Annotated in this window: 17 protein-coding genes and 1 other RNA gene; all 18 read left to right on the forward strand. The window is 36.9% G+C overall.

Going from position 1 to position 24,454, the window contains the following annotated elements:
• The first annotated feature begins 2 nt into the window (after window positions 1–2).
• Complete coding sequence (locus QBE53_07555) at window positions 3–1,412, forward strand: DHHW family protein (protein ID WZL82954.1); 1,410 nt, start codon at window positions 3–5, stop codon at window positions 1,410–1,412.
• 144 nt (window positions 1,413–1,556) lie between these two features.
• Window positions 1,557–2,870, forward strand: coding sequence for a phosphopyruvate hydratase (gene eno, locus QBE53_07560; protein WZL82955.1), 1,314 nt, complete (start codon window positions 1,557–1,559; stop codon window positions 2,868–2,870).
• 69 nt (window positions 2,871–2,939) lie between these two features.
• Complete coding sequence (secG, locus tag QBE53_07565) at window positions 2,940–3,188, forward strand: preprotein translocase subunit SecG (GenBank protein WZL82956.1); 249 nt, start codon at window positions 2,940–2,942, stop codon at window positions 3,186–3,188.
• A 178-nt stretch (window positions 3,189–3,366) separates the two neighbouring features.
• Window positions 3,367–4,479 carry an S-layer homology domain-containing protein gene (locus QBE53_07570; GenBank protein WZL82957.1) on the forward strand — a complete coding sequence of 371 codons (1,113 nt, stop codon included), beginning with the start codon at window positions 3,367–3,369 and terminating at the stop codon, window positions 4,477–4,479.
• A 12-nt stretch (window positions 4,480–4,491) separates the two neighbouring features.
• Window positions 4,492–7,170 (forward strand): VWA domain-containing protein, encoded by a 2,679-nt coding sequence (locus QBE53_07575; GenBank protein WZL82958.1) that lies wholly within the window; start codon window positions 4,492–4,494, stop codon window positions 7,168–7,170.
• 74 nt (window positions 7,171–7,244) lie between these two features.
• Window positions 7,245–9,422, forward strand: coding sequence for a ribonuclease R (gene rnr / locus QBE53_07580; GenBank protein ID WZL82959.1), 2,178 nt, complete (start codon window positions 7,245–7,247; stop codon window positions 9,420–9,422).
• A gap of 127 nt (window positions 9,423–9,549) precedes the next feature.
• Entirely contained in the window at window positions 9,550–10,023 is a 474-nt protein-coding gene (gene smpB / locus QBE53_07585) for an SsrA-binding protein SmpB (GenBank protein WZL82960.1), read from the forward strand.
• Between the two features lie 28 nt (window positions 10,024–10,051).
• Window positions 10,052–10,402, forward strand: a transfer-messenger RNA (tmRNA) gene (ssrA, locus tag QBE53_07590).
• A 93-nt stretch (window positions 10,403–10,495) separates the two neighbouring features.
• Entirely contained in the window at window positions 10,496–11,665 is a 1,170-nt protein-coding gene (fliB, locus tag QBE53_07595; protein WZL82961.1) for a flagellin lysine-N-methylase, read from the forward strand.
• Between the two features lie 108 nt (window positions 11,666–11,773).
• Entirely contained in the window at window positions 11,774–12,949 is a 1,176-nt protein-coding gene (locus tag QBE53_07600) for a GGDEF domain-containing protein (GenBank protein ID WZL82962.1), read from the forward strand.
• A 110-nt stretch (window positions 12,950–13,059) separates the two neighbouring features.
• Window positions 13,060–15,714, forward strand: coding sequence for a family 16 glycosylhydrolase (locus QBE53_07605; protein ID WZL82963.1), 2,655 nt, complete (start codon window positions 13,060–13,062; stop codon window positions 15,712–15,714).
• Window positions 15,715–15,804: 90 nt separating this feature from the next.
• Window positions 15,805–17,292 (forward strand): tagaturonate epimerase family protein, encoded by a 1,488-nt coding sequence (locus tag QBE53_07610; protein WZL82964.1) that lies wholly within the window; start codon window positions 15,805–15,807, stop codon window positions 17,290–17,292.
• 582 nt (window positions 17,293–17,874) lie between these two features.
• Window positions 17,875–18,234, forward strand: coding sequence for a response regulator (locus QBE53_07615; GenBank protein WZL82965.1), 360 nt, complete (start codon window positions 17,875–17,877; stop codon window positions 18,232–18,234).
• A 10-nt stretch (window positions 18,235–18,244) separates the two neighbouring features.
• Entirely contained in the window at window positions 18,245–20,323 is a 2,079-nt protein-coding gene (locus tag QBE53_07620) for a chemotaxis protein CheA (protein ID WZL82966.1), read from the forward strand.
• Window positions 20,324–20,335: 12 nt separating this feature from the next.
• Window positions 20,336–20,833, forward strand: a complete 498-nt coding sequence (locus tag QBE53_07625) for a chemotaxis protein CheW (protein WZL82967.1) — start codon at window positions 20,336–20,338, stop codon at window positions 20,831–20,833.
• Window positions 20,834–20,843: 10 nt separating this feature from the next.
• Window positions 20,844–22,535, forward strand: coding sequence for a methyl-accepting chemotaxis protein (locus QBE53_07630; protein ID WZL82968.1), 1,692 nt, complete (start codon window positions 20,844–20,846; stop codon window positions 22,533–22,535).
• Between the two features lie 54 nt (window positions 22,536–22,589).
• Entirely contained in the window at window positions 22,590–23,405 is an 816-nt protein-coding gene (locus QBE53_07635) for a protein-glutamate O-methyltransferase CheR (GenBank protein WZL82969.1), read from the forward strand.
• 13 nt (window positions 23,406–23,418) lie between these two features.
• Window positions 23,419–24,426 carry a chemotaxis response regulator protein-glutamate methylesterase gene (locus QBE53_07640; GenBank protein ID WZL82970.1) on the forward strand — a complete coding sequence of 336 codons (1,008 nt, stop codon included), beginning with the start codon at window positions 23,419–23,421 and terminating at the stop codon, window positions 24,424–24,426.
• Window positions 24,427–24,454 lie beyond the last annotated feature (28 nt).

The following is a 24,454-nucleotide window of genomic DNA, read 5'->3' on the forward strand; positions in this document are numbered from 1 at the left end:
GTATGAGACGGCATTTAGCAAAACATTGGATTCTTATAATTTTATTTGTGACTATATTGTATGGACTAGGAGCCATGACTTTATTGTCCACAAACACAAGCGAAGTGTCTGAACTTGAAAACAGGCAATTAGCGTCATTTCCAAAATTGAATAGAAAAGATCTTCTTAGTGGAAGGTATTTTCAAGGAATTACAGATTATTATGCTGACCATTTTACCCATAGAGAGAGGCTGCTTATGGTTAGTAAAACCATTGAAGCATATAGAGGAACACAAGGCGAGGATCAAGTAGAGATAGTCTTAGCATCTAATGAAGATGCATATAATCCACCCATAGAAGTACAAGAGGTTGTAATGCACCAAGAAGAGCATAAGCCTATTAGCAGTGTGTATGACTTGAATCAACGTGTGGTGAACTTTGCTTCAGAAGATATTGAGCGTTTTTCAGATATGAATCCTTTAGAAGTAGAAGAAGTTGATAACGACAAAATATTAGAACAGTTAAAGATTACCGATGATGATACGTTGGTTGGACAGCGCAAAAATAGTTTATTGATTATTGAAGATACGATTTATGAGATTTTTGGATACTCCAATAGCGCATGTGAATATTATGCATCAGCTATTAACCAATTTGCTGAAAGTTTTGATGATCAGATGAGTGTCTATTCTATTGTTGTACCTAGTCATATTGAATTTTTAAAAAGTGAAAAATACCGTAGTCTAGCGGATTCTCAAGCAGATGCAATTAATGCCATTAACCAAGCGTTTATCGACCCCATTATTCCTGTACATATTTATGATGCGTTAGGAGAACATATTGATGAATATCTATATTTTCGATCAGACCATCACTGGACCGCTCTAGGCGCTTACTATGCATATACGGTATTTGCTGACAAAATTGGGGACAATGCCTATGGGTTGGATCAGTTTGAAAAAACAGAAATCGAAGGCTTTTTAGGATATCTATATAATAAAAACTTTAATCGTAATGTAAAAAGTAATCCTGATACGGTTGAAGTGTATCATCCTTTTGTTGAATCAGAATATACAATAACAACTCAGGGTAACCGGACAATCAACCTTGATTTGATTAACATGAATTATGCCAAAAAAAGTAATAAATATATGGTGTTTTTAAGTGGGGATAATCCACTAGCTGTTATCGATACAAACCTTGATAATGGACGAAAAATACTCGTATTTAAAGATTCCTATGGAAATGCGTTTGTACCGTATTTAACATCACATTATGATGAAATTCATATCATTGACCCAAGGCATTATAAAAAAGGGGCTGTAACCTATGCAAAAGAGCAGGGGATTGATGAAGTTCTCTTTTTAAATTCCGCGGTAGTTGTCGCTGGGAACAAAGGATTTTCTAATCATATCAAACGTGTTTCTTATTAAGAATTTAAATGCGTAGTATATCTTGAGTAAAATAATAAAAAACTTGAATTTTTTTGTTTTACTGATATACTTGAATAGTAAGTGTTATGACATATAACACAATGAATAGAAGTTTATAATTTACATGGTTGAAAGGAGTTTTATATGAAAAGTTTTTTAGAAATTACAGATATTTATGCACGTGAAGTATTAGACTCAAGAGCCAATCCAACAGTTGAAGTTGAAGTTGTTATAGAAGATACATATGTAGGGAGAGCAGCAGTGCCCTCAGGCGCTTCCACAGGGGCCTTTGAAGCCGTAGAACTACGAGACGGTGGTAACCGCTACATGGGTAAAGGTGTGCAACAGGCCGTTGATAATGTCAATACTGAAATTGCAGATGCGCTTATTGGCTCTAATGCTTTAGACCAACGTGATATTGATATGCGTATGATTGAACTTGACGGAACAAAGAACAAATCTAAACTCGGTGCGAATGCTATTTTAGGTGTGTCCTTAGCAACAGCTGATGCAGCAGCAAAAGCTTTGGGAATGTCTTTGTACCAGTACTTAGGTGGGTTTAATGCATATACATTGCCAGTGCCTATGATGAATATTTTAAATGGTGGAGAGCATGCAGATAATACGGTTGACCTTCAAGAGTTTATGGTTATGCCAGTAGGAGCAACTTCTTTTGCAGAAGCACTTCGTATCTGTTCTGAAGTGTATCATAACTTAAAGAAAGTTTTAAATGATCGTGAACTTTCAACAGGAGTAGGTGACGAAGGTGGATTTGCGCCAGACCTTAAATCTTCTGATGAAGCGATTGAAGTTATTCTTGATGCTGTTAAAAAAGCTGGTTATAAGCCAGGTGACGATATTCGTATTGCTATTGATGCAGCAGCAAGTGAATTGTATAATGCAGATACAGGAAAATACTTCTTCCCAGGTGAGAGTAAGATGAAAGGCGAAGATGTCTATCGAACACGTGAAGAAATGGTGGATTACTATGAAGCACTTGTTGATAAATATCCAATCATATCGATTGAAGATGGTTTAGATGAAGAAGATTGGGAAGGCTGGGGGCTTTTAACTGAACGTATTGGTTCAAAAGTACAGCTTGTCGGCGATGACCTATTTGTAACGAATACAGAGCGTTTAGCACGTGGTATCAAAGACGGTGTAGCGAACTCAATCTTAATAAAAGTTAACCAAATCGGAACATTAACAGAAACGTTTGATGCGATTAAAATGGCAAATCGTGCGGGCTATACAGCAGTTGTTTCTCACCGTTCGGGTGAAACAGAAGATACGACGATTGCAGACATATCTGTTGCGGTTAATGCAGGCCAAATCAAAACAGGTGCACCTTGTCGATCAGACCGTGTTGCAAAATACAACCAATTATTACGTATTGAAGATGAACTAGCAGATGTTGCAGTATATCCTGGTTTAGACGCATGGTTTAATCTTAAGTAGAAAAAAAGTATTGAAAAGGGTTCTGCTTTATGCTAGAATACTACTGTTGTTATTTTAGGAGGTGTAATCATGGGAACAATGTTGGTTATCATTAAAGTACTCTATGTACTTGTATGTATAGCGCTTATCGGAGTTGTATTATTTCAACAAGGTAAGACAGCAGGTTTATCCGGAGCTATTGCCGGTGCAGGTGAATCATATTGGGGAAAGAACAAAGCAAGATCAATGGAAGGCGGCTTACATAAGCTGACTGTAATATTGTCTGTTGTGTTTATCTTCATGACCATGTTGATTAACATACTTGCAGAGATTGGATAAATCATCAATCACCATTCATTGTCCATGACTACGGCGAATGAGATACTGGTGAACAATTACATAATAAAGTAAAGAGTAAGGCTATATCTTTTTTGATATAGCCTTTTTTATTCTTCCCTAGTATATTTTTAGGAAATATATTATAATTAATGTAAAAGGTTGAAGGAGAATATGAATTATGGGAAGAATGATGAAAGGGAGCATCATCGCTGTTTTGTGCCTGATTTTTTCAATGACAGTTGCACATGGGGTTCAAGAGCCTAGTCAATGGGCTGTAACAGAAGTAGAGTCTGCGATTCAGGCAAATATCATACCTGAACAATTTCAAAACAATTATCAACAAAATATTAAACGACATGAATATGTTCTACTTGCACTGAGCATATATGAAAGTACATCAAAAAGGATTGAGGTGACAAAACAACATCCTTTTTATGATGTTATTGACCATCCGTATGAAGAAGACATTGTTAAGGCATATGCGGCAGGTCTTATTCGTGGCAATGGGGATGGAACATTTAACCCGGATGGGGAAATAACCCGTCAAGAAATTGCTTCGTTGGTTGTTCATCTGATAAAAAATCTGAATAGTTCCCTCGAGGTTAAAACAGAAGGTGTGCCGATATATGCCGATCAAGAGATGATTGCGCCATGGGCATATGAGTATATTGCATATTGCTATGAACAAGGGATTATCAAAGGTACAGGTATGGATAGTCAAGGAAGACCAATCATCAATCCTAGGGGAAAGGCAACACGTGAAGAAGCAATCGTCTTATTATATCGTTTATTTAATAATGAAGGGATAATGCATGAGAATTCATTGGGAACGGTGGAGGTTATTGATCCGATTCGTTCTTTAGAGTCTCAACGTATATTTATGCAGACAGATTTAATCCAAGATTTTGCATGGAATTTTGACAAGGACATAGCTCGACATGTTCAGCAACTAAGTCAGGAACAAGCATATACGTTATTGACAATAGATGAGACGTCACTTATTTTAGAACTGCCTCAACAGGCGAGCCTATCCTTAGCGATAGTCAATGATGTACGCTTATATAATCTTTCGTTTTTATTTTATGATGTTCAGGCAGAAAAAATCTTCAAAGAGACTGTTTCTAAGCGTATCGAACAACAGTCCTTATGGACTGCTTACGAACAGCTAAAAGAACAATTAAAAGTACAAGAGAGTGCAACAATACGTATTGACAATCGGTATACGCTTTTTGGACAAAAGGATGAAGTTGTAGAGAATATGTACCATATTGAACTAAGAGAAAACAAATAGGAGGGGAATCGGATGAGGAAAAATGCAAACAAAAAAATAATTGCATGGATGATGAGCTTTTTAATATGTATACTAGGGATGCAAGTGGACAGCTTAGCAGGCAATGTCAATGTGAATGTATATGATTATAAGACGATTCAAGGCTATAGCCTAGGAGATGCGGGAGCCTTTGGAATATTTGCCAATACTTATGAAATCGCTGGCTCGATTGAGTCGAATTTTGCGGCGCAGACGTTTATTCGCCAAGGAAATCATACCGTTGGGACTAAACTCAACAATGGAGTGGCGGGTAATACGGAAACCTACCTATATGTAGGCAACTTTGATGAACTTACCAATGCAGGAATAAATAGTGAATGGGTAGGTCCTATGAATCTTAATGCACCTGTCAGTGTGTTTAGCGTAGGCGAAGATTATGCAGTTGAAAAAAAAGCGGATGGAAAATATTATATTCGTGTACCCAATCATTCCATTGAAAACAAAATATCTGACCACCCGATAGAAGTTCTTGATAATTCCAATAGAACATTTGATGTTCAGATGGTACAAAGTCTTCGTCGCCTGGAAGCAGTTGCGCATAATTATATGCAGCTTGAAGCGACAGCTGGAACGATGTTTGATCGCTCTAGTTGGAACCAAAACAGTGAAGGTGTCAATCTAGAAGATGGAGTTAATGTTTTTCATATTGATGTTATGGATTTAACCAAATATCAAGACCGATCCTTTGTGTTTGATAATATTCACCGAGCAACCCAAGTCATCATTAATGTGAATATTCCAAGAGATTATGAAGAAACAGTTGTGTTGCGAAAGAATATGGATGCACTATCTGTCTATAGTGAAGAGGTTGGAAAAATTCTTTGGAACTTTGGGGATTTTGACGGAACGATTGAAATCGGAGCAATGCGTGGAACGGTTTTAGCACCAAATGCTAGAATAATAGGTTCTTCAAGCGCAACAGCAGGAAGCCTTATAGGAGAATATGTATACACACAAGGAACACATTATAAAAATGATTTTGTAAAGGGAGATTTTGAATTTGAGATTCCCACATTTGACTATAAAGCGACATTTGCAATGGATAAAACAGTAAATCCTTCGATTCTTGAGATGGATTTAGAGAATCCGGAGCTAAATACGATAGAAATCAACTATGAATTAAGTTTTGACCCTGTTCCGGCAGATGTTGTCCAGATAGCAAAACAAAAAGAAGTTGTATTAATTATCGATACCTCGGGAAGTATGGAGTGGGACATTCATGGAGATGAAACACATCAATATGCAAAGCAGCGGATGACTATCGCAAAAAATGCAGCCCACCTTTTTTTGGACTCCATGGCAGAAGATGAAAATACACAAGTTGGTATTGTGAGTTTTTCAACCAATGCTTCGGTACGTTCTGAGATTAAAAACGTTGCAGACAATTTGCAAAACTTAAAAGGAACAATTAATCAATTGCGCTCTGGAGGCGGAACTAATATAGGCGATGGACTTCGTTTGGCAAAAAGCATGTTAAATAATGGGAATGATGCTGAAAAGTATGTTGTTTTCTTAGGAGACGGGAAGCCGACGGGATTTTCTTATGAGCGATATTATACCGACTGGCAAAGTCCGCGGGTCAACTTATTAGTAAATAATCGACGCTGGGAGAGAATGCGCCTATCAGATGTTGACTATTATTATGGAGCCGGTGAGACCGAAAAAACATTGGTCAATAGCGGTCAACTTGATTATGGTAACTATGCTTCTGATTATGCGCGCGTCATGTCCGGTGCACTAGATACCCAACAGATTAAAGGATATTACATTGGCTTTACAAAAGATGCAGATGTAGAAGGCTTGATATTAGACAGTGATACAAAAAACAGTAGCTTCCATTATGCAGAAACAGCCAATGACTTGGAAAAAATATATCAAGAGATTGCTAATGAGATTAAGTCTTCGGTATATTTACAAGATATTATCTTTGAAGAAACGCTGCCCCATGGATTAAAAATTAAGACGATTAATTATTTATCCGATGAACCCAAATTATCGCGTATATCTGAAGACAAAAAAGAGATTCATGCAGAATTTGGTAATAGAATCTATGTTCTTAACGATGAGCAGACAGCATATGTAGCAGATCCGATACGATTTAGCATGATTGTAGATGTTGCGTCTACAGGAGACTATATTATAGGAGCAAATAATAGTTCGGCATTTCATTATATTGATTTTGATACATCCCCAGGACACCAATACTTTGATGAAATCGCTTTTAAAGCGGTTATGAAAAACACAGATAATGTACTTACTATTGATACGCACTTAGATGCACCTACAAATCTTGTGGAAGCAGATAATGATGGCGTATATATACGAGCGACAAGCCAATACTTTGATATTGCAGGGGTTTATGCGACTTATTCTACGTCGGACGATATTAATGCACAAGACTATGAACGCGATCAAGCCACTGGTAATAGCTGGCCTGCCATTAATCCTGCGACCCCTGATAATGTGTATAACGCTACGGAGGCAGACCCGGATAATAATCCGGACACACCAGCGCCGGCAGATGTTGTTATCGGACAAATCCCTGTGAATAAAACAGGATATTATACGGTTTATGCAGTGGACATCTATGGAAACTACACAATACAGACAGTTTATATCATTGTAAAAATTGATTTGCCAGATATAATTTAAACTGTTACAATAGAAAAAAAGAGCACCGTCAGGGTGCTCTTTGCCCGTTAGCAAAAACGAAAAGGAGTGCATATATGTACGAACAAAGAAAAGACATTTTACAAGATCATAAAAAACGTAAAAAAATTCTCATGGATATTATATCCAGTAATGAATATAAACCTTTGAAGCTCAAAGGATTTAAAATACTACTTGGCCTTGATGACCAAGAGGTAAAAGAACTGGAGTTTTTATTAAACGAGCTTGTTACCGAAGGAAAACTCATTGTAACAAATAAACAAAAATATATTCTCAATGAAGATAAAAACTATTTGGTGGGCACATTTGTCTCCCATCCCAAGGGCTTTGGGTTTGTTGAGATTGAAGGACGGGATGATGATATATTTATCCCAGTGGATTTTACCAACGGGGCTTTTCATGGTGACACGGTATCGGTAAACATTAAAGTAGAAAAGTCCGGTGAGCGTCGTGAAGAAGGGGAAGTTGTTCAAGTTCTTAAGCGTGGAATTGATACGCTTATTGGGACGTTTCAAAAAAGTAAAAATTTTGGTTTTGTTGTTCCGGATCATAAAAAACTGACCAAAGATATATTTATACAAAATGGAAAAACCAATGGTGCCGTTAATGGACATAAGGTTGTTGTGAAGATACTTAACTGGGGACGTGAAGGTAAAAATCCAGAAGGTGTTGTTATGTCGATTATTGGACATATCAATGATCCTGAGACAGAGATTAAATCCATAATGATGGCCTATGGTCTAGCGACAGAGTTTTCTCAAGAGTTGATGGAAGAAGTCAAGCAGGTGCCGGATCAATTAACCCAAGAGATGATTGACCAAGAAGGTCATCGAGAAGACTTGCGTCAAGAGATGACGGTGACCATTGATGGTAAAGATGCCAAAGACCTGGATGATGCGATTACCTTAAAGAAAATATCCAAGGGGTTTGAACTTGGCGTTCATATTGCCGATGTGACGCATTATGTGCGAGAAGGGTCAGCCCTTGATCAGGAAGCTTTAGAGCGCGGCACAAGTGTGTATTTGGTGGACAGGGTTATACCGATGTTACCCCATCGCTTGTCCAACGGGATATGCTCTCTTAATGCGGGAGAAGACCGGTTTGCCCTAAGTTGTATTATGGAAATTGACCAAAAAGGAAAAGTAAAAAAACATCGAGTGGTTGAGACCATTATCAATGTGAATGAGCGCATGAATTATGATGATGTCAAACAAATTCTGGTGGACCATGATCTTGAATTGAAAAAGCGATATCATCAGCAGATGGACATGTTTAAAACGATGGAAGAACTACAGAAGATTTTGCAAGAGCGTAGACGTCAACGTGGCTCCATTGAATTTGATTTTCCAGAGGCTAAGTTCAACCTAGATGACAAAGGAAGAATTGTTGATATCTATCCATATGAACGGAGTGTAGCGACCAAGGTTATCGAGGAGTTTATGCTTTTGGCTAATGAAACGATTGCAGAAGAGTTTCACTGGCAAGAGATTCCTTTCCTCTATCGAAGCCATGAAGAACCCGATCCAGAAAAGATTCGTAACTTAACGGAGTTTATCCGTAACTATGGCTATAAATTAAAAGGAAAGGAACTTGAACCGCATCCCAAGGAGATTCAAAAACTTTTGGTTGAGATCGAAGGAAGCGAACAAGAGACTATCATTAGTCGATTAGCTCTTCGATCTATGAAACAGGCGAAGTATACAACTACAAGTGATGGACATTTTGGTTTGGCAACGGACTATTATACTCATTTTACTTCGCCGATCAGACGGTATCCGGATTTGCAGATCCATCGTATTATTAAGGATGTCATCAATGGACGTTTGGATGACAGGCGCTATGAGCATTATGAAGATATTATGGATAAGGTCGCGGCACAGACATCCAAATTAGAACGACGTGCTGAGGAAGTTGAACGGGAAGTATCGAAGTTCAAAAAAGCAGAATATATGGAAGATAAAATCGGACAGATGTTTCGTGGTGTTATCAGTGGCTTGACCAACTGGGGAATATATGTGGAACTTCCTAATACCATCGAGGGATTGATTCCGATGAATCGATTGACCGACGATTACTATAATTATGATGAAAAACACATGACGCTGATTGGAGAACGTAGTGGACGAATCTTTAGGTTAGGCGAACCTGTTATAGTAGAAGTCCTATCCGTGGATAAGCGCATGCGTACCATTGATTTTGGCATTCTCTATGAAGATGTCGACGACGAAGAGTAAAGATGTAGAATTTAGTAATAAAACTGTAATATCAGAACACTTGCATTTTGAGGTGAGTATGCTATAATAAAATGCACGTGTTCTGACACGTTGTGAACATGTAAAGATAGATAAGGTGGTGAACATATTGGCTAAATCAAAAGATGCCTATCGTTTAGTAGCACAAAACAAAAAAGCATATCACGACTATTTTGTCGAAGAAAAATTTGAAGCCGGTATTGTTCTTGCTGGAACTGAGGTAAAGTCTATGCGACAAGGAAAGGCTTCAATTAAAGAAAGCTATGTCCGTATTCGCAACAAAGAAGTCTTTATCCAGGGAATGCACATAACGCCTTATGAAAAGGGTAATATCTTTAACAAAGATCCATTGCGTGAGCGTAAGCTCTTACTTAACCGTTATGAGATTAATAAGCTTGAAGGCGCTATTGCGACGAAAGGTTATACCTTAATGCCGCTAAAAGTATACCTCAAGGGAAGTCTCATGAAGGTCGAGATTGGCCTATGCAAGGGTAAGAAAATCTATGACAAACGTCAAGATATTGCAAAAAAAGATCAACGTAGAGCTGCCGAAAAAGACTTCAAGGTGAAAAACCTATATTAAATCTTTTGGGTAAAAAGCTTGCCAGTACGGGGGTGTACTGGTTTCGACGGGGATTTTGAAGTCAGGGAAGCCATTCGCAGTTCCGGCGTCTGCGTCAACAAGCTGGAAAATATTTAAACGCTGAAGATAATAATTTAGCATTCGCAGCCTAAGGCTGCGTGTCAGCCTCTAATCACCCGCTGTTAGAGAATCTGGCATCGACTTTGCGGGGCACTTGCATGCCTAAGCTTTGCGGCTTGTAAAGACTATCATGAAGCTACTGAAGCGATAAGCCTGTCGGCCGGCGTATCGTAGAGGGAATGTCAAAAGACCAACTATAATGGTAGAAGTCTGATGGACGGATTTTCGGACAGGGGTTCGATTCCCCTCACCTCCACTATCTATATCCCTGCCCACCTTAAAATTAAGATGGACAGGGATTTTTTCGAACTCAAGTATATATTGTAATCTATAAAGAGAGTGTGAGACGAGAATGAAAATACGCGTGCCGAGTTATTACAAGGAGTTTAAATGCATAGCATCAGCATGTGAAGATACTTGTTGTGCAGGGTGGGATGTTGTAATTGATGCTAAAACCTATCAGGCCTATCAGAATATGGACGGTGCCTTTGGAGAACGCTTAAGAAACAAGATGATTGTTGATAAAGAAGGTGACAACATTTTTGTTTTAGATGGTATACGATGTCCGTTTTTAGATAAGGAGAATTTGTGTGACATACATAAAAATCTTGGAGAACAGTATCTTTGCCACACATGTAAGCAATATCCACGATATAGAGAAGAGTTTTTTGGCTTAAGAGAAATGGGGATTTCCTTATCTTGTCCTGAAGCGGCAAGAATAATACTAAGAAATCCTGCAGGAATTGAATTTGAACTTAGCGAAGATAGTGCGGTTTCTAAAGAGCTAAATGAGGGAGAAGAAGATATATTGCAGGAGTTTTTTCGGTGCAGAGAGACTATTTTTCAAATCCTAGAGACCAAGGATATGCCCTTAGGGATTAGAGCAGCGATTGTGCTTAAGTTTGTACAAGAGATTCAAGATAGAATAGATTTTAGTGAACTGAATGTCTTGCCTGAACTTAGACAAAAATATGAAGATAGTCACTTTATTTCGGAATTGGTTCAAAAATTATGTGCTTTTATGGGAGCAGATGACATAAAGTATCATAACGTACATGCGTATTTTAATACATACAGTAAGTTAGAGCATATCAACAGCGAGGATCCCTTAGAGCTCAATAGGATTTTAAGTATATACTGGACAAGTACTAGAGCAGGTCAAGGGCTTTATATTCAAAAGCATAAAGAATTTAATTGGTATTACATGCAGAAGATGGATGCATTTGAAAAGATTTTGGTGTATTTTGTCTATAGGTATTTTATGAAGTCGTTTTACGACTATGATATGTTATCAAAAATTAAAGTGGCACTGATGAGTACAATTATGGTTAAAGAACTGGCTGTCATAAGGTGGATAGAGAAGGGAGAGCTGAGTGAAAGTGATATGGTAGACATAAGTCATACGTATTCAAAAGATATCGAACACTTAGAAGAGAATATAGAAACTTTAGCGACAATTTTTGAAACAGAGGACGTATATACTGTTGATAAAATTATAGAAACCTTGATACATGAATTTTAAGTTGAGCAGACAAGACTATCATTTTCAAAAAACTAGAAAAAATATGGAATTTACGATAAAATAGTATCAACTATAAAATATTCTATAAAAGTAATCCGAGGTTATTTAATGATCAATAAAATGTTTAGTAAAACACCCAACGTATATTCTTATGACATAACAGAAGAAAACATTCAGCAAATTGGGAAAAACATTAAAGCAATCAATTATAAACGATTAGTGATATTTAGTTTTTTAACAATGGTATTAGAAGTTCTGCTAATTGTGTTTAATGATATCCCGGCTTTGACAAATCAAAAACATGGAGAGGGAATTGATCAGGCATACTTTCTCTTGCATGGAATTATATTGATGACTAGTTTAACGGTACTTATTCTTCTTAAGGTCTATAATAATCGCCGTGATAGCTATGTGTTTGATTTTATTGCAGAAGGAACTATTTTCATAGGGATGACTTGCATGGCTTTTATTGGAGTACTAGATCAGCTTGTTGTGGGACAGATTACATCCTATGTAACAATGTTGATTATCTGTGGTATTGCAATTCTTATCAAACCGCCCAAAAATTATATTGTCTATTCGATTCCGCACTTTATTTTTTTAATGCTAACATTTAAATTTCAACAAAACCCAAATATGCTAGTTGATGTTGCTGTCAATAGCACATTATATTACATGTGCGTTTTAGTTATATCAAAAATTGTATATGACAATCAAGTAGAACATATGCTTAAGAACATGATGCTTGAAGCATCAAACAAGCAGTTAGAATATCTATCTAATTATGACCATCTTACAAATTTGTATAATCGGCGTTATTTTGAGTCAGTGATTATACAAGAGATTACCGATAATCCAGCTTATGCATCGAGAAATATTATTGTTGGTATTATGGATATTGACCATTTTAAAAAGGTCAATGATGCCTATGGACATAAGGCTGGGGACAAGGTGCTTCAGGAAATTTCTAAGAGGATTAAAAAACACATAACAGGCAAAAATTCGTCATCAAGATGGGGAGGAGAAGAGTTTAGCTTTGTATTTATAGATATGACACGGGAGCAATGTCATACATTAGTCGAAGAACTTCGTGTTATAATTGAAGATATGATTGTCGAGTTTGAAAAATATTCGATTCGTATTACTTCGAGTTTTGGGTTGGCAAAACTTCAAGGCGTTAGGGAACAAGATGTGTCTATAGGATTTATACAAGCTGACAATGCTCTATATATTGCTAAGGAAAACGGAAGAAATTGTATACAATGGACAGATATTCAGTTGTAAGAATATCTGACTAACAATAATACACTATAAACCAACAATTTTAGACTGATGATATACCCTCTATCTTTATATAATAGTTATATAACTTAAATCGAATAGGGGGTTTTTTTATGAAAAAAATGGTGGTATTTTTGGTAAGCATTGCAATATGTTGGGGATTTATAGGTAATATAACTTTTGGGCAAGAGAATATTGAATCGAGTAATGAGGTGACTGTTTATCCGCTTTCAGATCAAACAAATGATAGGTATTGGGTCCTAGATGAAAACTTATCCGATGAGTTCAACGACCAGGTATTAAATATGGACAAATGGCAACCGATTCCATACACTTGGTCAGGAGCTTGGCGTTGGGAAGATAAGAATGTAAGTGTCTATGATGGTTCGCTTAGGCTAAGAGCGCAGTTTGACCAAAATACTCTATTAGATGAGACTCCAAATGGCTGGAGTAGCCATAATATGTATGATGGAGATTCAATAAATGGAGAATACATTACTTCAATCTATGGAGCTAGATCAGGAGATAATGCGTTGGTATATAGCAATTTTTTTCCAATATGGGTAAGAACGGATACGGTAATTGAAGGACTAGATCCAACAAAAACATATCAATTTTCGGCATATATTAAAAAGAGTGGAAATCAACCTGTGACACAAATGTTTGCAGTCGATCCTTCAAACATTCAAACGGTGCGTACAGAAGGTGTTCTAAATATTTATGAAAGTGTGGATTACGTAAAATATACAATGATAGATGTAACTCCCAGTCAAGACGGAAAATGTAAGATTGGATTTGAGGTGAAGGCAGATCCATATTCAAAAACGATTATTGATGATGTTTTTTTTGCAGAAGAAGGCACAAATACAAATTTGGCACCTAATTCGGGATTTGAAGATGTTACACCAATGAATTACTCTTCAGGTGGAATAATTAGTAGACAATCAATGAAGTATGGTTACATGGAGACACGTGCTCGAGGAGCACAGGTGTTACCGGGAACTTGTAGTGCTATATGGCTTTTAGGACGTACTCAACAGTGGGGGACAGAGATTGATGTCTTAGAGATTGGACAATCAGGTGTTGTCAATCAGATGGAGTATGCACTTCATACATTTAAGACGCCTAATTCTGTTTTAACTCCGATTCAAGATGTGAATCCGCACAGCTCGATTGGTATATATGATCCAAATACTGGAGAAGATGGTTTTAATCCTTCATCAGATTATCATGTATATGGTCTTGAATGGGGACCGGGATATCAGAATTTTTATATTGATGGAAAACTTAATGGACGCTATTATTCATCAAGTGCAGGGCAAGAAGCGATTGCAGGAGATCCGGGATATGTCGGATGGCAAAAACAAACCGAGCATGCAGCTAATATGGATGCGATTCCTCAAAATTTATTATTGTCTTTAGGCTTACGTAATCCGTATTGGAATGTAGGAGACACAACTCCATTAGATACAGTGTTTGATGTTGATTATGTTCGAGTGTGGAGTAATGATAATCCAACAGCGACAGGAAATATTACAAGTATAAATGCAAAATATGGAAATATTGTTGTTCCATATGGAACAACAACAGAAGAACTTAGTACTAAAGTGGATAACATAGTTACAGTGATTCTTAATGATGACAAAGCGCTTGAAAATCAAAAGCATGTTCCGGTAATTTGGGATTTGACGGGATTTGACGGGACACAAGAAGGCACTATCTATGAAATGACAGGAACGTTAACTGACCTTCCAGTAGGCGTAACAAATACCAATGGCATTACAGCTCAATTGCACATATATATCCAACCCAAACCATTTATAGTCGATAAGGATACCTTGCAAATACTTGTTAATAGAGTATATGTCGAAGAAGAGTATAAAAAAGATTCTTGGGAAAATTATCAAATCAATAAAGGTGCGGCACAACTTATACTCGATTTGGAAAATCCAACAGTGATAGAAATTGAGCAAGCATATGAACAATTGATGTTGGCAATCAAGATGCTAGAGCGTTTGCCAAATCTAGAGGAACTTATTATTCAAGAATTTTATGAGGGGAACTATACATCGGTAAGTTGGAGTATATATTCTCAAGCACTGAGCGAGGCGAAAGTGGTAAATTCAAATGAACAAGCAACAGCGCTCGAGATTGAAACAGCATATAATAATCTGAAAGTAGCGATGGATGGACTGGAACGGTTACCAATGGGAACAAACCTTATATTAGGCAAACAAGCAACGTCAAATGTAGCAATAGATTATAGTATGGCTGCTAGTGATGGAAGCATTGATGAAACCCTCGGATGGGGTCCAAGTAGTGATAAGAGTGTTTATACAACAATCAATGCAGGAGTGGAAACAGGAGGAAGTGATAATGGTTATGAACAATGGCCGGGAGCATACCTCCAATATGATTTTGGTGAAGAAAAGGCAGTCAAGCAAGTGGAGGTCTACCGATTCTGGTATAATACAAGTCTAGATACGGTAACGTTTAAAGATTGTATTATTCAGTTAAGCACAGATTCGAATTTTGATCCGACGATGACAACAACAATTTTTGGTGGTGAAACAGGTCAAGACGTTATTATGGGAAGTGATATAGCACCCGATGGCTCGAATCGTAAGGCGCCTCAGATTATTACATTAGATACTCCTGTGCAAGCACGATATATTCGAATTATTGGAAAAGGACATTTCAATCCATGGAATATAAATAGTGCACGAATGAGCTATTCTGAAATCAAAGTATTTGAAGCTAGTAAATAAGGAGTGAATAATCCCAATCTATGGCATATGTGTGTAAACATGGTATAATGAAAAAGAATCAAGCAATTCAAAACACATATGGGAGGGATTATGATGACGATGAACGATGTAATGAAAAAATTAAAGGTACGTGATGCAGATCTTGTTATATATGAAAGATCATATACGCAATACCAACACTGTCAACTCCAAATGATAAGACTGAATAAAGAAAAATATATTGTTATTATAGGAAATGGAGAACTTAAAGATCAACTGGAAGGTGAGATAAATGATGGGTACAAGTTATGCCCATTGACGCATCACAATCGTCTGGTGCTTAATAAATATTTTGAATTTACTAAACCGATGGCATTTGGGCACAAAGGTGCGACCATTGGATTAGGTGATCGCTTGGGACTTGCATCTTCAGGACATATTCAAGCTATTGTAGATAAAAGGATTCATCCTGTGTTAGCGCAACAAAGCATCCGTGAACTAAACTTAACGGATAGGACATATGCGGATGTTCTTGATGCGGCGTGTTTTGCGGTTTTCCAAGAAGGCTATACCGGAGGGTTTGGTGCAGATGGAGACCATTTAAAAAAGGAAGACGATATTCAAAAATCTATTGAGTTAGGTATTAGCATGCTCACGCTTGATTGCACAGACTATATTGATGAACGTTTTAGTGAGACAACAGAAGCAATAATTAGAGCAGGCTTTATGGAACTTTCACAGGAAAAGCGATCTTATTATGAAAGTAAATATTTAGACCAGACATTTAACATAGAAGGGACAGCGCTTCATTTTAATGAGATTAAGCTCATGAAGAATAGCTTAATCTATGGAAAAGCTATTGAGTATATGGAATATATTTATAGAACATATATCCAGACAGCAGACCGAGCTATAGATTTTGAAATATCGATTGATGAGACGATGACTCCGACGACACCGGAAGCACATTTTTTTATAGCAAATGAACTGTATCAACATGGTATTGAAGTCAACAGTATGGCTCCCAGATTTATTGGAGAGTTTCAAAAGGCGATTGATTATATCGGAGATCTCAATGCTTTTGAAGAAACCTTAATCGTTCATGCGCAGATAGCGGATTATTTTGGATATAAGTTGAGTATCCATTCGGGTAGTGACAAGTTCCGTGTGTTTAGTTTGATTGGAAAACACACTCATGGACGTTTTCATGTAAAAACAGCTGGAACAAATTGGCTAGAGGCAGTGCGCTTGGTTGCACAAGAAAATCCGGCACTATATCGAAAAATGCACATCTATGCATTAGAACATTTCCATGAAGCAAAACAGTATTATCATGTGACGACAGATATACATGCGATTCAAGATATTCACCAGGTATCGGATATAGATTTGCCTGCATATATGGATGATGATAATGCAAGACAGCTTTTACATATTACTTATGGACTTTTGCTTCAGGCGAAAGATCAGAATCAAAATTTCATGTTCAAAAATGCGTTTTATAGAACGCTTGTAGAGAATGAAGATAAATATGCTCAGGGGTTAATAAAGCATATTGGTAAGCATATCGCTTATCTTGGCATCAAAGAAAAAGAATAAAATGTAATATATATAATTTATTGTAAAATACTACTAGACACCCAACTTTAATCCAAGAAAAGTTGGGTGTTTCAATGAAAACATAAGGGCTTCAACGTGACAAGTGTAAAAACTTGTGATAAAATATATAAATAAGTAAATACTATCATTGAACTAAAAATAGGATAAAATCATCAAGGGGACATAAGTAATAACCAAAGCAAATGACAAGAGGGAGTGATTTGTTTGAAGGTACTTGTCAAATGGCAAGAGAGAATTAATAAGGTGGTTGTTATTCCATATTTTTCATATCAATTTTCTTTTTCCATATTCGATACGCAAATATATAAAATATAAGACGCACTTGAGTTGTTGAGTGAACGTCAATTTAACTGAACCTTTTTCTGCATGTAAAAAAGGCGGTGAATAATAAGAGGTAACGGATTGAGGAGAGTATTTTGGGGAGCGAAAGGTCAACAAATCATAGATAGACAATCTCTAAAATTCCGAGCTATTTTAAATTTCATGAAGCAATAGAGGAAAATTCTTTTCCTTTATTTCGTGTACATAAAATTCATCAAAATTAAGGATAGGAGGAAGAAAATGAAAAGGTTAATGATTGTAGATGATGCAGCGTTCATGCGAGCAACGATAAAAAGAATGCTTGATAGCCATGAATATGAAGTGGTTGCTGAAGCTCCAGATGGAAGTGAAGCTGTAAAGCTATATAAACAGTATCAACCGGACATTACAACAATGGACATTACCATGCCGAATATGACAGGAATTGAAGCGCTCAAAGCAATAAAGCTATATGATGCCAATGCAAAAATTGTTATGGTTACCTCGATGGGACAAGAAAGTTTTATTCGAGAGGCAATTATGAACGGAGCCTCTTCATTTATTGTTAAACCATTCCAAAAGGAGAAATTGTTAGAAGTATTAGATGGTATAACGAAATAGGAGGAATAGCATGAGTAAGTCGTATATAGATGAACCGATGACAGAAGCTTTTGTTTATGAGACCTCGCAAATCGTAGAGACATTGGAAGAGGTTATTATAGCTAGTGAAAAAGTAGGAATGTTTAGTGCGGAGTCCATCAATGAAATCTTTAGATTTATGCATACAATCAAGGGCTCTTCAGCAATGATGATGTTTAATGATATGAGTACTCTTGCACATCGTTTGGAAGATATATTTTATGTTATTCGAGAAGACATGGAGATATCTTATGATTTTACGGTGCTTATTGATTTAATATTGGAAAGCATTGATTACTTTAAAATAGAATTGATGAAAGTGAAAAATGGGGAGAACCCCGATGGTGATCAATCTGTTTTATTAAGTCAAGTTTCAAGTTATTTAGAGGCAATAAAAACCCCGGATACGACCGTCGTAAAGCCAAAAGAAGAACCACAGCAAAAATATTATATCCGTCCAAACAAAAAAGACCAAAATGTTCAATGCTACCAGGCAATTATATGGTATAAGCCAGATGCAGAGATGGAGAATATACGTGCCTACACAGTTGTTCATAATATCGCTGATTTGGTTGAAGAAGTTGTTTATTCACCAGCAGATATTATTGAAAACGATAAATCCGCAGACGAAATTCGTCAGCATGGGTTTAAGCTTTTGATGCAGACAACCAGTACAAAAGAAGCCATAAAGTCCTATCTAGAAGGCACCATCTTTATGGAAAAGCTGGAGTTTGAATCTATTACAGAGCAACAGTACGCTGAATTTTTAGCAGCACAAAGCCAACCGGAAGAATCCAATGAAATCAAGATTCCGGAAACATCAAAAAAATATGTAGAAAGTCAAGAAAAAAAAGAAAAACAAGATATTTCAATCAATACAAAACAAAGCATGATTAGTGTGAATATCGATAAGTTGGATAAACTTATGGACATGGTAGGTGAGTTGGTTATAGCAGAAGCCATGGTCACTCAAAATCCAGAGATGATTGACCTAGAAATTGAAAGCTTTGATAAGGCGTCAAGACAATTGCACAAAATCACTGGAGAGCTTCAAGATATGGTCATGGCCATTCGCATGATTCCGCTTTCAAAAACATTTATGAAAATGCATCGCATCGTTCGTGACATGACGCGTCGATTAGATAAGCAAGTTCAATTAGAAGTTTTTGGTGAAGAAACTGAAGTAGATAAAAATATTATAGAAAAGATTGCTGACCCATTGATGCATATTATCCGTAATGCTATTGACCATGGGATTGAAAGTGCATCTGAGAGGATAGAGAAAGGAAAATCATCTCAAGGCAGTATTATATTAGAAGCAAAAAATTCAGGTAGTGATGTATTAATTTGTATAAAAGATGATGGAAAGGGTTTGGATAAGAAAAAGTTATATGACAAAGCGATTGATCAAGGTTTAATCAATTCTTCTTTTGGGGAATTATCAGATCGAGAGTTGTATCACTTGATTTTACATCCGGGATTTTCCACAAAAGAAGAGGTGACAGAATTTTCAGGAAGAGGCGTTGGCATGGATGTTGTTGCCAAAAATATTGAAAGTGTTGGAGGAACTGTCCTTGTGGACAGTGTCCCAGGGGAAGGAACAACAATCACCTTAAAGATTCCTCTTACATTAGCGATTATAGAAGGAATGAATATTAAAGTAGGTCATTCAAGATTTACCCTTCCTATCGTGACCATAAGAGAATCATTTAGACCTCAAAACTCAGAAATCATAAAAGATACACATGGACAGGAGATGATTATGGTTCGGGGACTTTGCTATCCGATTGTCCGTTTGAAAGAGGAGTATGATATACCTCATGGAGAAGAAGATGTTGAAAAAGGAATCTTAATCATGGTAGAAGAAGACAATAAATCTTGCTGCATTTTTGCCGATGAATTGTTGGGGCAGCAACAAGTCGTTGTCAAAGCATTACCGGAATATGTTAAAAAATATAAACAAATAAAAGGACTTGGAGGATGTACGCTCTTAGGTGACGGAAGTATCAGTCTCATACTCGATGTTGGAGAATTTAACTTGTCAAACGTTAATGCAAAAGTTCAAGTATAAAGAGGTGAAGACATGAATGAAGAAATGAATATCGTTCAAGAAGATTTAGAAGAGGATACTCAAAAAGGAAAATTTTTAACTTTTTGTCTCGGGGAAGAATCCTATGGGATTGATATCATGTATGTTACAGAAATCGTAGGTATACAGCCGATAACTGTTGTTCCGGAACTACCGGATTTCATTAAGGGCATCATTAATCTTAGAGGAACCATTATTCTAGTAATGGACGCAAGAGTCAAGTTTAAAAAAGAAATAAAGCAATACAACGACCGAACATGCATTATCGTTATTGATGTGTTGGATTTGTCAATAGGGATTATTGTTGATGCTGTCTCAGAAGTGTTGAATATTAGTGAAGAAAATATTGTCCCACCGCCTAATTTAAATGCGGGAGCCAGAAAGTACATTAAAGGTGTGGGAAAGAGCGAAAACAATGTAACATTAATTCTTGATTGTGAAACTTTATTGGATGAAAATGAAATTGATGAGATCAAGGGAAGTAATGAATAGGAGGATGTATATGAAAGGGTTCTTGAACATGAAAATCACAGCAAAACTTATTACTGCATTTGTACTTGTAGCTATTGTCGCTGGAATTGTAGGCCTTGTTGGTATTAATAACATGCGAACGATTGATGCCAATGGTCAAATTATCTATTCGAATATGACAGTACCATTAGCAGAAGCAGCAGAAATGGCTACGTTGTTTCAAAAGGTACGGGTATATACACGTGATATGATACTTGAAGATGATCCGGAAAAGATTGAAGAAAAGTATCGCACCATTACAACGATTGTTGATGAACTTGATGTAATATCAACCTCCTTTGGCAATAAAGCGGTGTCTCAAGAAATGAAAGATGCGTTTGAACATTTCTTACAGACACGAAGAGAATTTGGGGCTATACTACCAATGTTTTATGAATTGTGTATAGAAAATGAAGATGTTAAGGCATATGCCTTAATAAATGGGGATATGCGTATTGCAGCAGACAATGAGCAAGAAGCCATTGATGCAATGGTCGATATGAAGGTTGAAGATGCCGAGAAGAAAGCAGAAGAAAATAATGCGGTTACGCTAGGATCTATTACAGTAATGATGATACTTATTGGCGGAGCAGTTATATTAGCAATAGGATTAGGTATTATTATTGCACGTGTTATTAGTAAACCGCTGGTTCAAATGGTAAACGCCGCGAATCAAATAGCAGAAGGTAATTTAGCAATTGAGATCACAGTTGATCGAAAAGATGAAGTAGGAATGCTCTCAAAAGCGTTCAAAACAATGACGAAAAATATCAATAATGTTATGACGAACATTAATTCTGCGTCTGAACAAGTAGCTTCTGGATCGCGCCAAGTCTCTGATTCAAGTATGTCCTTGTCTCAAGGTGCTACAGAACAAGCAAGTTCCATTGAAGAATTGACAGCGTCAATAGAACAGATTGCTTCTCAAACACGACAAAATGCTTCAAATGCTGAAAAAGCTGAAGAAATGGCGACATCTGCACAAAAATATGCGGAACAAGGAAATACTCAAATGACGGATATGTTAAAAGCCATGGAAGAAATCAATGATTCCTCCAATAATATTAGTAAAATTATTAAAGTCATTGATGATATAGCCTTCCAGACAAATATTCTTGCATTAAATGCAGCTGTTGAAGCAGCGCGTGCGGGTCAACATGGTAAAGGATTTGCGGTGGTAGCAGAAGAGGTTAGAAACCTTGCGGCTAGATCTGCAAGTGCAGCCAAAGAGACAACTGCAATGATTGAAGGCTCAATACATAAAGTTGAAGGTGGTACAAAAATAGCAAATGAAACGGCAGAAGCACTTAATAAAATTGTTGAAGGGGTATCTCAAGCAACGTCTTTAGTTGGATCCATCGCAACAGCTTCCCAAGAACAAGCGTTAGGTGTAGATCAGATTAATCAAGGGATTTCGCAGATTTCAGATGTTGTTCAAACAACAAGTGCGACCGCACAAGAAACGGCTGCGGCAAGTGAGGAACTATCTGGACAAGCCGATATGCTAAAATCGCAAGTTGCAACATTTAAGCTTCGCAACATACAAAAAAGCGATGGCTCAGAAGCAATTGATCCCGAAGTACTAAAAATGCTTGAAAGTATGAAGAATAATGATGCAAATCATAGAGAAAAGAAAAGAAATCGAAAAATATCGCTTAGTGATACGGAGTTTGAAAAATATTAGAGGTACCTGATTATCCATAGCTTATATCCTGCCAACATGGAAAGGGGTTTGTTTATGATAAAAATATCGGATGATGAGTTTAGGGTATTAGCGGATTATATAAAAGAGCATAGCGGCATCCACTTAAAGGAGCAGAAAAAGGCGCTATTGGTGAGTCGTTTAAGCAGTCTCTTAAATGAAATGGGTATGGATAGTTTGATGACTTACTATAAGCATTTAAAAGAGGATCAGGAAGGTGAGGAGCTTAGCCGACTTGTCGATCGAATTACAACAAACCATACCTATTTTATGAGAGAAGCTGAGCATTTTTCTTATTTTTCAGAGACAGTATTACCTTTTTGGGAGAAAAATGCAAAGAATAAAGACTTACGCATATGGTGTGCTGCAAGTTCAACAGGGGAGGAACCATACGCATTAGCCATGTTGCTTGAGGATTATTTTAAAATGAAACCTGTTAAGTGGGATAAAAAACTTTTGGCAACAGATTTGTCCTTAAATGCTTTGTCCAAGGCAAAGCAAGGAGTTTACTCGGCAGATAAAGTAAAGACGTTGTCACGAATTTGGGTATTGAATTATTTTGATAAGATTACCAAAGATGATTATCAGATAAAGTCAAAACTTAAACAAGAAGTGATTTTTAGACGTTTTAATTTGATGGAGCCTGTGTTTAGCTTTAAGAAAAAATTTCATGTAGTCTTTTGTAGAAATGTAATGATATATTTTGACAATGACACCAAAGAGCGACTTATTAAAAAAATATATGATCAGATGGAATATGGAGGCTATTTATTTATAGGGCATTCAGAATCCATTAATCGTGAAACGACAGAGTTTAAGTATATTAAACCTGCAGTATACAGAAAAATATAACCGGGAGGACCGTATGAGTATTCGTGTACTAGTTGTTGATGATAGTCTATTGTTTAGACAAATACTTGCAAAAGGCATTCAAACGGATACGGAGATAAAGGTTGTAGCTACAGCAACGGATCCGTTTGATGCAAGAGACAAAATATTAGAATTTGAACCGGATGTCGTAACTTGTGATATAGAGATGCCAAAAATGAATGGGATTGAGTTTGTCAAACGTTTGATACCTCAGTATCCTGTTCCGGTAATCGTTGTTAGCTCTTTAAATGATAAAGTGTTTGATGCAATGGATGCAGGAGCAGTTGAATTTGTGGTAAAACCAAATGCCGGATCCCCAGAGAGTGTTCAAAAGTTTATTGTGAACCTTATTCAAAAAATAAAGGCTGCTTCCAAAGCGACAGTGGTTGTTCAAAACCCCAAAGACTTGGTTGAAAGCAAAGCAAAGCAAGTAAAAAAACATGAACTTATTGCCATTGGAGCTTCAACAGGTGGAACTGAAGCCATTTACTCAGTGCTAAGTCAATTACCCCTTGGTTTACCAGGGATAGTAATTGTTCAGCATATTCCGCCTGTCTTTTCAAGGATGTTTGCGGAACGTTTGAACAAACAAACACATTTTCATGTAAAAGAAGCTACTAATGGAGATATAATACAGCGTGATCATGTATATCTAGCACCTGGAGACAAACACATGGAAGTGAAAAAAGCAGAACATGGATATTTTCTTAAGGTTTTTGAAGGAGAAAAAGTCAACGGGCATTGCCCTTCAGTAGACATATTATTTCATTCAGTGGCGCAAACGCTTGGAGATCGAGCATTAGGTGTGATTCTCACGGGTATGGGCTATGATGGAGCTAAGGGCATTACAGTAATGAAGCGTAAGGGAGCTGTAACTTTGGGACAAGATGCAGCATCTTCTGTGGTATATGGCATGCCAAAAGCAGCTTATGAGCTTGGGGGAATATCTAAGCAGACGTCGTTAAGTTTTATGGGGCATCATATTATGAAGTTATTGCAATAGTGGTTATATAATGAATCAGAGGTGAGCG

Source organism: Vallitaleaceae bacterium 9-2 (assembly GCA_038396585.1).
Taxonomy (GTDB): Bacteria; Bacillota; Clostridia; order Lachnospirales; family Vallitaleaceae; genus UBA1351.